Here is an 11,913-nt window from a genome sequence, read left to right as displayed (position 1 = left end):
GGAATGTCCTTGGATACAAAAGTTGAAGAATTAAAAGCCATTTTACAGCCAATCTTAGATCAACATGATTTTTATCTTGTTGACTTAGAGTTCGTTCATGAACGTGGAGATTGGTATTTGAGAGTTTGTGCAGATAAGAAGGGCGGAATCAGCATCGATGATTGCGCGCTTATTAGTGAGGAGTACGGTGAAAAGTTGGATGAATTGAATCCAATTGATCCTGCTTATTACTTAGAGGTTTCATCTCCAGGTGCAGAACGCCCCTTAAAGAATGATGAAAGTCTCGTTGACAGTGTCGACGACTATGTCCATGCATCGCTTTATCAAAAACAAGATGGTCAAAAAGCTTTTGAGGGAACTTTAATTGAGGTAACGGATACCAAGATAACTTTGAATGTTAAAGTTAAGAATTTAAAGAAACAAGTAGAAATTAGTCGAGACAACATCGCTAAGATCAGACTTGCAATCGAATTCTAAGGAGAAAATCATGAGTAAAGAAATGGTTGAAGCACTTGATGCGCTTGAAAGCGAAAAAGGTATCAAGAAAGAATATGTTATTGAATCACTAGAAGCTGCTCTAGTAGCTGCTTATAAGAGAAATTACAATCAAGCTCAAAATGTTAAAGTTGAATTTGACGCAAAAAAGGGTAATATACATGTTTATGCGGTTAAAGAAGTCGTTGAAGACGTTGTAGATGATCGTTTAGAAGTTAGTCTCGAAGATGCTCAAAAGAAGAGTAGAGGTTATGAAGTTGGTGACCATGTCCAAGAAGAAGTAACACCAAAGGATTTTGGACGTATTGCTGCTCAAACGGCTAAACAAGTTATTATGCAACGTGTTCGTGAAGCTGAACGTGATATCATCTATAATGAATATAGTCAGTATGAACATGAAATCATTCAAGGAACAGTTGAACGTAGCGATAATCGATATGTTTATATCAATTTTGGTAAAATTGAAGCTGTTATGTCTAAGAATGATCAAATGCCAGGTGAAACTTACAACTCACGTGACAGAATCCGTGTTTATGTAACTAAGGTTGAAAATGCTACAAAGGGACCACAAGTCTTTGTATCTAGAACAGATCCAGGTTTGGTCAAGAGATTATTTGAACAACAAGTTCCAGAAATATATGATGGAACTGTAGAAATTGTCTCAATTGCTCGTGAAGCTGGAGATAGAACTAAGATTGCTGTTAAGTCTGACAATCCTGACGTTGATCCTGTTGGTACTTGTGTCGGTCCTAAGGGTACCCGTGTTCAGGCCGTAGTTGACGAATTGAATGGTGAAAACATTGATGTAGTGCCATATGTTGATGATCCAGTTGACTTCATTGCCAATGCTTTGAATCCAGCTGAAGTTATTGCTGTGCAATTTGATGAAAATGATAAGAAACAATGTATTGTAATTGTTCCGGATTATCATTTATCATTAGCTATTGGGAAGAAAGGTCAAAATGCACGTTTAGCTGCTAAATTGACTGGCTACAAGATTGATATTAAACCTGAATCACAAGTTGAATTCGTTGACGATAATGATCAAGACGTTGACATCAATGATGTTGAAAGTGGCAAGATCGATATTGAAAAAACTCGTGAAAATGCTGCAAACGCTGATGATGCACAAAATCCAGCTGCAATTGATTCAGAAGATGTAGATAACGAAGAAGAATCAACAGACTCAGAAGAATAAGAGGGGTGATAGATTTGGCAACTCGTAAGATACCTATGCGTAAAGATATTTTGACGAATAAGATGTATCCCAAAAGAGAAATGGTAAGGATCGTTAAAGATAAAGAGGGTAACATCTCAATTGATCCAACAGGCAAAAAGGCCGGCCGTGGCGCTTATGTTGGATTAGATCCTGAAGCCATTAAAAATGCAAAATCTAAAAAATCACTAGAAAAAGTGTTCTCACATGCAGTACCAGAGAATTTTTATGATGAATTATTTGATTTTGTCGATCATCAAAAGGCAAGAATGGATCTTTTTGGTGATTTGGGAAAGAAACATTAATGAACTCATTTTATAATTTTTTAGGGTTAGCTGTTAGAGCTGGTAAATTTATCAGTGGAACAGAACTAACTATAAACGGCATTCGGGATGGAAAAGTTAAATTAGTTATTATGGCTAATGACTGTAGTCCACGAACAATGAAAGATTTACATAATAAAGCAAGTTACTATAAAGTACCGGTAATTGATACGGTGGATAGTGCTTCGTTAAAAACTGCTATTGGAAAAGACAGAAAAGTTATGGGAATAACAGATTATGGATTTGCTAAAAGGTTAAAAGATATTATGGACAATTAACAATTAAGGAGAGTGATAGGATGGTCAAAAAGAGAATTTATACTATTGCAAAAGAAAACGGTGTTGAGAATCAAGTAATTCTTGATGCTGCTACAAAGTTGGGTATGGATGTGAAAAACCATATGTCATCAGTAGATGAAAATGATGAAAAGAAAATTGTAAGTAACTTAAAGAGTGGTAAAAAGCCAAGTAATAACGGTAATAGACCTGCCCCTGTTCAACACAATAACCATGCACAAAAATCTACAGGTGAAAAAAGTGAAGGTAGTAATCACAATTCAGGTGATCACAAGACTAAGATCAAGATTACTGCTGTAAGAAGAGATGCTAATAAGGGTAAGGGTCATTTTGACCATCGCAATAACAATCACAACTCCAATGGTAATCGTCCAAACAGCAATAATCATCGCCCAAATAGCAACAATGCTAACAATAGTAATAACAACAATAACAGTAACAATCGTAACGAACGCAATAATCGCAATGGCAATAATAATGAGAATAGAAGAAATGATAACCGCAATTCTCAATCACGCGATAATCGCAATCGTAACAACAATAACCGCCGTGATCGTTCTACTGTACAAGGACAAGCTCCACGTCCAAGACAAAGTGCTGGTAACAAGTATCTAGAACAATTTAAGACAAATATTCAAGATGCTAGTCGTATTCCTAGTCATCCAACTAGAAATAATAACCATAATGCTAACAGCAATAATAATCACAATAGTGATAACCGTAAGAACAATCACCGTCCTAACAATAACAATAACGAAAATCGTTATAGAAACAACAATAACAACCATAATAACAACAACACTAATAGCAACAATAATAATCGTAACAACAATTCCCAAAACAGAAGACCAAATAACAACAATAATGTAGCTGCAAAGGCCAAGGAAGCTCCAAAGTCAACGGTTGCAAATACTAATATTCCAAAGCCAGAGTATAAGAAGGCAAAGCCAACTAATAGTAATCGTGACTTTGGACATAAGCAAAATCTTGCTAATCCATTTGGTAGTCGTAAGAAGAAGAAGGAACGTAAACGTCAACAACGTCAACGTACCGAACCTAAGAAGCCAATGCCACAAAGAAAAGAACGTCCATTGCCAGAAACACTTGTTTACACTGTTGGTATGAACGCTCAAGATATTGGTAAGTTGATCCATAGAGAGCCAGCTGAAATTGTTAAGAAACTATTTATGCTTGGTATTATGATCAACCAAAACAAGTCCTTAGATAAGGACACAATTGAACTATTGGCTGCCGATTACGGTATTAAGGCTGAAGAAAAAGTTCAAGAAGATGTTGCCGATATCGACAAGTACTTCGAAACAGAAGCCAATACAACTGATAACTTAGTAACACGTCCACCAGTTGTAACTATCATGGGTCACGTTGATCATGGTAAGACAACATTGCTTGATCATTTGAGACATACACACGTTACAGCTTCTGAAGCTGGTGGTATCACACAACATATTGGTGCCTATCAAGTACGTCTTCAAGACAGATTGATCACATTCTTGGATACTCCAGGACATGCTGCCTTTACTAATATGCGTGCTCGTGGTGCTGATATTACAGATATCGTTGTTCTAGTTGTTGCAGCTGACGATGGTGTTATGCCACAGACAATTGAAGCTATCAACCATGCTAAGGCTGCAAATGACCCTATCATCGTAGCTATCAATAAGATCGATAAGCCAGGTGCTAACCCACAACATGTTACTGAAGAATTGATGAAGTATGATCTTGTTCCTGAAGATTATGGTGGGAATACTATTTTTATTGATATTTCAGCTAAGATGGGAACAAACATCGATGAATTGCTAGAAATGATCTTGCTTGAAGCCGACGTTTTGGAACTTAAAGCAAATCCTAAGCAAAAAGCTATTGGTACAGTTATCGAAGCTAAATTGGACAAGGGCCGTGGACCAGTTGCATCACTATTGGTACAACAAGGTACATTGCATGTCGGTGATCCAATTGTTGTTGGTAATACCTTTGGCCGTGTTAGAACAATGACTAACTACAATGGTAAAGAAATTGAAGCCGCTAAGCCTTCAGAACCAGTAGAAATTACTGGTCTAAATGATGTTCCAGAATCAGCTGATAAGTTTGTTGTCTTCGATGATGAAAAGACAGCTCGTGCAGCCGGTGAAGAACGTGCTAGTCGTGCGCTTCAAAAGGAACGTCAAAATACTAACCCTGTAACACTTGATAACTTATTCGAAACAATGAAAGAAGGAGAACTTAAACAAGTCGACGTTATTATTAAAGCCGATGTTCAAGGTTCTGCTGAAGCCATTGCCGGAAGTTTGAAGAAGATCGATGTTGAAGGCGTTCGCGTCAATATCATCCATTCAGCCGTTGGTGCTATTACTGAAAGTGATGTTAACCTTGCTGCTGCAAGTAATGCTATCATCATTGGATTTAACGTTCGTCCAACAGCTCAAGCTAAGATTCAAGCTAAGGATGAAAATGTTGATATCCGTCTACATAGAGTTATTTACAAGGCTATCGATGAAATTGAAGCTGCCATGAAGGGTATGCTAGAACCAGTTTATGAAGAAAAAGTTATTGGTAACTTAACAGTCCGTGAAACATACAATGTTTCTAAGATTGGTACAATTGCTGGTTGTTACGTAAACAGTGGTAAGATTCAACGTGATAGTGGCGTAAGACTTATCAGAGATGGTATTGTTGTCATGGAAGGTAAGCTTGCTTCACTTAAGAGATTTAAGGATGACGTTAAGGAAGTTGGTTCTGGATTCGAATGTGGTATCACAATCGAGAACTACAACGACATCAAGATTGGTGACGAAGTTGAAGCCTATGTAATGGAAGAAGTTCCAGTTAAATAGGAGATGAGAATATGGTAAAACATCGAATTGGTCGAGTTGAACAAGAGATTCAAAAAGAAGTTAACGATATTCTTTTAAAACGTGTTCGTGATCCTAGAGTTCAAGGAGTTACAGTAACTGGTGTTGAGATGACTGGTGATTTGCAACAAGCAACCATTTATTTTAGCATCTTATCAGAAAAGGCTAGTGATGTTGAAAAGACACAAGCTGGCTTAGATAAGGCTACTGGACTAATTAGAAAAGAATTGGGTCAGAAATTAACGTTATATAAAGTACCTGAATTGGAATTTAAGCAAGATCAATCTGTTCGCTACGGTGAAAAGATCGATAAGTTAATTGCTAAGTTACATCAGGATGAAGCAAACCGTTAATACAATTTGATATAAAAAAGATAGGTAAATCCGAAAGTGGATTTCCTATCTTTTTTGGTTTGGGGGGATGTGCTTAAGGTGCCGTCCTCCACAACAAGAAAATTTGACTGGAACGCCATGGGTACGACTTGAAACTAATAATTTTGCACTTCGCGCAAAATCATGGATTTCCAAGCTCGGCCTTTCCCTAAGTAATAAATTGCTAAGGGAATCTCATGGCTGAGTCAATTTTCTTGTTGTTCCGGACTAAATCCGGCCTTGTTTATTAATCATTGTAAAATCCAGATACTAAAAAACAGACTCTATTAAGAGATTCAAGCATATTTGCGTGTCTTGAAATACTTAATGGGTCTGTTTTTGGTTTAGAATTTAAAAGTTTATATTTTAACCATGTAAGATTAGATGATATCTAACTGCTGTATTTTTTTCGATAATATTAGAAACGAGTGTCTAGTCGGTAGTAAAAAATCTGTGGGCCCTCAGTGGTGAGATTCTACTTAGCTTGCGAAGCAAGGTTAGTAGAAGACCGAGCTTAGAGATCCATGATTACGCACAAAGTGCGGAATTATTAGCTCTAAGTCGTGTCCACCACGTTCCAGTGGCCCACAGATTTTCTACTACCGACGGCAACATAACACTTAATTTGTTAGTATTTACCTTAGTTTAACTCCCACACTTTTTTACAACTTCTTTTCATTCTATAAAAATACTAGTAAAATCATTGTTAATGACATTTTAGATACGGAGATTATTATGGACGGAGTAATTCCATTAAATAAAGAAATTGGACAAACTAGTTCAGATTATGTTTATAAATTAAGAAAAGTATTGCATACTAAAAAAATTGGTCACACAGGGACATTAGATCCACTAGTAGACGGAGTTTTACCTATCTGTGTGGGACAGGCTACTAAGCTAGTAAACACTCTTACAGGCTCTCCTAAAGAGTATGAGGGTGAGATCACATTAGGTAGATCAACTACAACTGAGGACCGTGAAGGGGATACTGTTGAAGAAAAGAAATTGAGTCAGCCGATTGCTGTTGAAGATTTGAATCAAGTTTTTCAACAAATGACAGGTGATTTGACTCAAATTCCTCCAATGTTTTCAGCGGTCAAGGTCAATGGTAAAAAGCTGTACGAATACGCTCGTGCGGGCATTGAAGTTGAACGTCCTAAACGCCAAATTCACATCTATGATTTTTATATCATGGGTGATCCTGTTTTTGACGAGAAGACAGGTTACCAGACACTCAAATTCCACGTTAAGTGTTCTAAAGGAACTTATGTTAGAACTTTAGCAGTGGAGTTTGGTAAAATCTTAGGTTATCCTGCATTCATGTCACAATTGACACGTGTGAAGAGTGCTGGCTTTTCAATTGATGAAACTTTTACTCTGGGACAAATTGAAGAGATGCTTGATAAGAATGATACAAGCTTTTTGAAATCAATTGATGAAGTCTTAAGTAATGTTCCAAAACACGAATTAACTGATGAGGAATGGGAAGTACGGGTTTCACATGGTGGTTTTTTGGAACCGGAAATTGATTCTGATAAGGAAGATCAATTACGTGTGCAAAGAGCTGGCGTGACTAAGGCACTTTACAAGTATGATAAAGTAAGGGATATGTGGATTCCAGATTTAATGTTACTAAATAATAAGTAGAAGAGATTGAAAATGCAGATTACTAAAGTTAAACATCCACTTCTAGTGCAGCAGCTTCCTACTGAGGATACAGTTTTGATCATGGGCTTTTTTGACGGAGTACATCTTGGTCATCAAAAAGTTATCAAAACAGGGGTGGAGCTTGCTAGAAGACATGGTCTACAATCAGTTTTGCTGACCTTTGATCGTTCTCCTAGAACGGTATATCAACATGAAAAAAATTATAAATATCTTTCAACTATGGATCGAAAGGCTGAATTGGTGGAAAAACTCGGAGTAGATCGACTTTACTTTGTAGAGTTTGGACAAGAGTTTGCGCAATTGAAGCCGCAAGAGTTTGTTGATCAATATATGATCAATTTGAGAGCTAAGTTCGTAGTGGCTGGTTTTGATTATACTTACGGTAAAAAAGATATTGCTAACATGCAAACTTTGTCGCAGTATTCACGGGATAGGTTTGAGATTATAACGGTTCCGGAACAAGTTATTGATGATCGAAAAATTGGCTCCAGTGCTATAAAGAAATTTATTGCTACTGACAAAGTAGAAGAGGCTAATAAATTTTTGGGCTACACTTATCAAAATCAGGGAACAATCGTTCATGGACTTCAGCGCGGTCGAACCTTGGGCTACCCCACTGCCAATTTGGCAACCAAAGGAGATCAGGTAATTCCTTCAATTGGAGTTTATGCGACGAGAATTCAAGTTGGCGATACTTGGTATGATTCCATGACTTCGGTTGGCTACAACGTCACATTTAAAGAAAATACAGGTGTCACAATTGAAACCAATATTTTCGATTTTGATGCCGATATTTATGGTGAACATGTAGCTTTAGAGTGGGTCAAGTATTTACGTGGAGAAGTTAAGTTCGACGGGGCAAAAGGCTTGGTTGAACAATTGAAGCTTGATAAGATTAATTCCATTGCAGCTTTACAAAAGAAATGAGAATGATAAGCAACATCTACATGAAGAATTTAATTCCTTAGGGATTTGGACTCCAAAGTAGGTGCTGCTTATTTTTTCAGCAAATAATTTTAAAAATTAAGTATGCATACTTGACACTAAAGGGATAGATTGTTATATTTTACATTGTTAGCACTCAGGTATGAATAGTGCTAAAAAGGAGGACGGTATAATGCTATCACAACGTCAAGATGCTATCTTGAGAGAAGTCGTGCGCATATTTACAGATACCGGCCAGCCGGTTGGTTCGAAGACATTGATGAATGAATTACCTTTTCATGTAAGTTCTGCGACAATCAGAAATGAAATGGCAGTGCTTGAAGAAGTGGGTTACCTCGAGAAAACTCACCTTTCCTCAGGTAGGATTCCTTCAGCGATGGGATATCGTTATTATCTGGATCATTTGGTACAGCCAACTAGTGTACCGCAAGATATTGCACAGAGAATTGACGATGACTTTGGTAAAACATATCATCAAATTGATGATATTATCGAACAATCTGCCAAGATTTTATCTCATTTAACTAGTTATACAGCTATCACATTAGGACCAGAGAGCAGTTCAGTCCTTTTAACGGGCTTTAGAATCGTTCCTTTGAATCCACATCAACTTATGGCAATCATTGTCACAAGTGATAATAATGTTGAGAATAATATTTATACAATCGATGATGATTTTGATACTTCATTAATTGAAAAAATTGTGAATATTGTGAATGATAAATTAGTTGGACAACCTTTACCTAAGGTTATTCAAATGTTACATACCGATGTTCCAGCAATTCTTTCAGAATATATGTATTCAACAGATGGTCTGTTGGATATGATGGATCAGCTCTTTAGAAAAGCTGGTGCTGAAAAGTATTATGTTGATGGACAATTGAATTTGTTAAATTACGCTAATAACGATGATTTATCGCAAGTTCAGTCGTTGTTCTCAATCATCAATCAGAGTACTGATTTAAGAAAATTAATTGATCCAAGCATTTCTGATGACAGTATTAAAGTTCGTCTGGGAAGTGAGCTTGGGAGTGATGCGTTAAAGAATTACAGTATTATCACTGCTAATTATGATGTTGGTCATCATGGTAAAGGTGTTATTGCTTTATTAGGACCAACAACAATGCATTATTCACAGTTGATAGGTTTACTTGGTGAATTCAGAGTTGAATTGGCCAAAAGATTAATTGATTATTATTCAAGGTATGATGATTCTTGAAATTTAGGAGGAAGTAATGGCAGATAAGGAAAAAGATCAAGATTTGAAGACTGCTAAAGAGGCAGCTCAAAAGACTGATAAGAAAACTGACGATAAAGAGTCAGCTAAAAAGGATGCTAAGATTGATCCCAAAGATCAAGAAATCAAAGATCTTAAAGCCAAGAATGATGAGTTGTCAGACAATCTTTTAAGAACTCAAGCTGAACTTCAAAATATGAACAAACGTCATAGTAAAGAAGTTGCAGGAATTCTTAAATATGATGGTCAAAAATTAGCAACTGAGATTCTTCCCGTGATTGATAATCTTGAACGTGCTCTTGCAGTTGATGCTGACGATGATGCATCAAAACAACTCAAAAAGGGTATTGAGATGGTTCAACAGCATATGGCTAAGGCCCTTGAGGATAACCATGTGACTGTTATTGACAATGCTGGTGAGAAATTCGATCCAGCAAATAGTCAAGCTGTTCAAACTGTTCCTGCTGATGATAAGCATAAGAAGGATACAGTCGTTCAAGTTTTACAAAAGGGTTATAAGTTAGAAGATCGTGTGCTTCGTCCAGCAATGGTCGTTGTCGCTCAATAGTAAGTAATTAAATAAAGAAATTAAAAGAGGTTAAGGTTTATGTCAAAAGTTATTGGTATTGATTTAGGTACTACAAACTCTGCTGTAGCCGTTCTTGAAGGTGGCTCTCCAAAGATTATTACAAACCCAGAAGGTGCAAGAACTACTCCTTCAGTCGTTGCATTCAAAGATGGTGAAATCCAAGTCGGTGAAGTTGCAAAGCGTCAAGCAATCACTAACCCAGATACAGTTTCATCAATCAAGCGTCACATGGGTGAAGCAGGTTACAAAGTTACTGTAGCCGGCAAGTCATACACACCACAAGAAATTTCAGCTTTCATTTTACAACACATCAAGAAATTCTCTGAAGACTACTTAGGTGAAGATGTTACAGATGCTGTTATCACAGTTCCTGCATACTTCAATGACTCACAAAGACAAGCTACTAAGGATGCTGGTAAGATTGCTGGCTTGAACGTTCAACGTATTGTTAACGAACCAACAGCTTCAGCACTTGCTTATGGTCTAGATAATGACAAGGGTGACGAAAAAGTTCTTGTTTATGACCTTGGTGGTGGTACATTCGATGTTTCTATCCTTCAATTAGGTGATGGTGTCTTCGAAGTACTTTCAACAAATGGTGATACACGTCTTGGTGGTGATGACTTTGACCAAAAGATCATCGACTGGTTAGTTGAACAATTCAAGGCTAAGAATGGCGTTGATTTAAGTCAAGACAAGATGGCTCTTCAAAGATTAAAGGATGCCGCTGAAAAAGCTAAGAAGGACTTATCAGGTGTTGCTCAAACATCAATCAGTCTTCCATTTATTTCATCAGGTGCTAATGGCCCACTTCACTTGGAAGAAACATTGACACGTGCTAAGTTTGATGAATTAACAGCTGACTTAGTTGAAAGAACAAAGATCCCTGTTGATAATGCATTGAAGGATGCTAACTTGACAAACAGTGATATCGATAAGGTTATCTTAAATGGTGGTTCAACACGTATCCCTGCTGTTCAAGATGCTGTTGCTAAGTGGACTGGCAAAACACCAGATCACTCAATCAACCCTGATGAAGCCGTTGCCCTTGGTGCTGCTATTCAAGGTGGTGTTATCTCTGGTGATGTTAAGGATGTTGTTTTACTTGATGTTACACCTCTATCACTTGGTATCGAAACAATGGGTGGTGTCTTCACTAAGTTGATCGATAGAAATACAACTATCCCAACAAGCAAGTCACAAGTATTCTCAACTGCTGCTGATAACCAAAGTGCTGTTGATATTCACGTACTACAAGGTGAACGTCCAATGGCTGCTGACAATAAGACCTTAGGTCGTTTCCAACTAACAGATATTCCTGCTGCACCTCGTGGTGTACCTCAAATCCAAGTTACATTCGATATTGATAAGAATGGTATCGTAAATGTTTCTGCTAAAGATATGGGAACAAATAAGGAACAAAAGATCACTATCAAGAGTTCATCAGGTTTGAGCGATGAAGAAATTGATAAGATGATGAAGGAAGCTAAGGAACACGAAGAGGAAGATAACAAGCGTAAGGAAGAAGTCGATGTTAAGAACGACGTTGAACAAACATTGTTTGCAACAGACAAGACTCTAAAAGACGTTAAAGGCAAAGTTTCTGACGATGAAATCAAGAAAGCCCAAGATGCTCGTGATGCTTTGAAGAAAGCTCAAGACTCAGGTGACCTTGAAGACATGAAGAAGAAGCGTGACGATTTGAACAAGATCGTGCAAGATCTTTCTGTAAAACTTTATCAACAAGCTCAACAAGCACAACAACAAGCTGGTGGCGACGGTGCTACTGGTGCAGGTTCAGCTGATGATAAGAAGTCAGGCGATGACAATACAGTTGATGGCGACTTTTCAGAAGTAGATCCTGATAAAGATAAGAAATAATAATTGTGATAAAGAGCAGTCG

Annotated in this window: 11 protein-coding genes; all 11 read left to right on the top strand. The window is 37.3% G+C overall.

Features of this window, described 5'->3' with window-relative positions; genetic code table 11:
• Positions 1–3: 3 nt before the first annotated feature.
• The gene (gene rimP / locus U8526_RS02685) at positions 4–477 is read left to right on the top strand and encodes a ribosome maturation factor RimP (protein ID WP_334340614.1); all 474 of its coding nucleotides are present in this window, start codon (positions 4–6) and stop codon (positions 475–477) included.
• A gap of 10 nt (positions 478–487) precedes the next feature.
• On the top strand, positions 488–1,693 hold the full coding sequence (gene nusA, locus U8526_RS02680) for a transcription termination factor NusA (protein WP_334340434.1): 1,206 nt from the start codon (positions 488–490) through the stop codon (positions 1,691–1,693).
• A 14-nt stretch (positions 1,694–1,707) separates the two neighbouring features.
• Positions 1,708–2,016: an RNase P modulator RnpM gene (rnpM, locus tag U8526_RS02675; RefSeq protein ID WP_334340433.1), complete on the top strand. Its 309-nt coding sequence runs from the start codon at positions 1,708–1,710 to the stop codon at positions 2,014–2,016.
• Positions 2,016–2,312: a L7Ae/L30e/S12e/Gadd45 family ribosomal protein gene (locus U8526_RS02670; protein ID WP_334340432.1), complete on the top strand. Its 297-nt coding sequence runs from the start codon at positions 2,016–2,018 to the stop codon at positions 2,310–2,312. Before rnpM ends, U8526_RS02670 begins: the two co-directional genes overlap by 1 nt.
• 20 nt (positions 2,313–2,332) lie before the next feature.
• Positions 2,333–5,182: a translation initiation factor IF-2 gene (gene infB / locus U8526_RS02665; protein WP_334340431.1), complete on the top strand. Its 2,850-nt coding sequence runs from the start codon at positions 2,333–2,335 to the stop codon at positions 5,180–5,182.
• A gap of 11 nt (positions 5,183–5,193) precedes the next feature.
• Positions 5,194–5,553: a 30S ribosome-binding factor RbfA gene (rbfA, locus tag U8526_RS02660; RefSeq protein WP_334340430.1), complete on the top strand. Its 360-nt coding sequence runs from the start codon at positions 5,194–5,196 to the stop codon at positions 5,551–5,553.
• 753 nt (positions 5,554–6,306) lie between these two features.
• The gene (gene truB, locus U8526_RS02655; protein WP_334340429.1) at positions 6,307–7,218 is read left to right on the top strand and encodes a tRNA pseudouridine(55) synthase TruB; all 912 of its coding nucleotides are present in this window, start codon (positions 6,307–6,309) and stop codon (positions 7,216–7,218) included.
• Positions 7,219–7,230: 12 nt separating this feature from the next.
• Positions 7,231–8,166 (top strand): riboflavin biosynthesis protein RibF, encoded by a 936-nt coding sequence (gene ribF, locus U8526_RS02650; RefSeq protein WP_334340428.1) that lies wholly within the window; start codon positions 7,231–7,233, stop codon positions 8,164–8,166.
• Positions 8,167–8,356: 190 nt separating this feature from the next.
• Positions 8,357–9,403, top strand: a complete 1,047-nt coding sequence (hrcA, locus tag U8526_RS02645; protein ID WP_334340427.1) for a heat-inducible transcriptional repressor HrcA — start codon at positions 8,357–8,359, stop codon at positions 9,401–9,403.
• A 16-nt stretch (positions 9,404–9,419) separates the two neighbouring features.
• Positions 9,420–9,989, top strand: a complete 570-nt coding sequence (gene grpE, locus U8526_RS02640) for a nucleotide exchange factor GrpE (protein WP_334340426.1) — start codon at positions 9,420–9,422, stop codon at positions 9,987–9,989.
• A 39-nt stretch (positions 9,990–10,028) separates the two neighbouring features.
• Complete coding sequence (gene dnaK / locus U8526_RS02635; protein ID WP_334340425.1) at positions 10,029–11,891, top strand: molecular chaperone DnaK; 1,863 nt, start codon at positions 10,029–10,031, stop codon at positions 11,889–11,891.
• Positions 11,892–11,913 lie beyond the last annotated feature (22 nt).

The sequence above is a fragment of the Companilactobacillus sp. HBUAS56275 genome, assembly GCF_036913655.1.
GTDB lineage: Bacteria > Bacillota > Bacilli > Lactobacillales > Lactobacillaceae > Companilactobacillus > Companilactobacillus pullicola.
Note: the sequence above shows the minus strand (reverse complement) of the source record. Positions and strands in the feature narration are given on the sequence as shown.

Excerpts from the sequence above, each read along its gene's own strand:
- U8526_RS02670 (WP_334340432.1), top strand. The coding sequence starts at position 2,016 with ATGAACTCATTTTATAATTTTTTAGGGTTAGCTGTTAGAGCTGGTAAA.
- rimP (WP_334340614.1), top strand. The coding sequence starts at position 4 with ATGTCCTTGGATACAAAAGTTGAAGAATTAAAAGCCATTTTACAGCCA.
- dnaK (WP_334340425.1), top strand. The coding sequence starts at position 10,029 with ATGTCAAAAGTTATTGGTATTGATTTAGGTACTACAAACTCTGCTGTA.
- infB (WP_334340431.1), top strand. The coding sequence starts at position 2,333 with ATGGTCAAAAAGAGAATTTATACTATTGCAAAAGAAAACGGTGTTGAG.
- ribF (WP_334340428.1), top strand. The coding sequence starts at position 7,231 with ATGCAGATTACTAAAGTTAAACATCCACTTCTAGTGCAGCAGCTTCCT.
- rbfA (WP_334340430.1), top strand. The coding sequence starts at position 5,194 with ATGGTAAAACATCGAATTGGTCGAGTTGAACAAGAGATTCAAAAAGAA.
- hrcA (WP_334340427.1), top strand. The coding sequence starts at position 8,357 with ATGCTATCACAACGTCAAGATGCTATCTTGAGAGAAGTCGTGCGCATA.
- nusA (WP_334340434.1), top strand. The coding sequence starts at position 488 with ATGAGTAAAGAAATGGTTGAAGCACTTGATGCGCTTGAAAGCGAAAAA.
- truB (WP_334340429.1), top strand. The coding sequence starts at position 6,307 with ATGGACGGAGTAATTCCATTAAATAAAGAAATTGGACAAACTAGTTCA.
- grpE (WP_334340426.1), top strand. The coding sequence starts at position 9,420 with ATGGCAGATAAGGAAAAAGATCAAGATTTGAAGACTGCTAAAGAGGCA.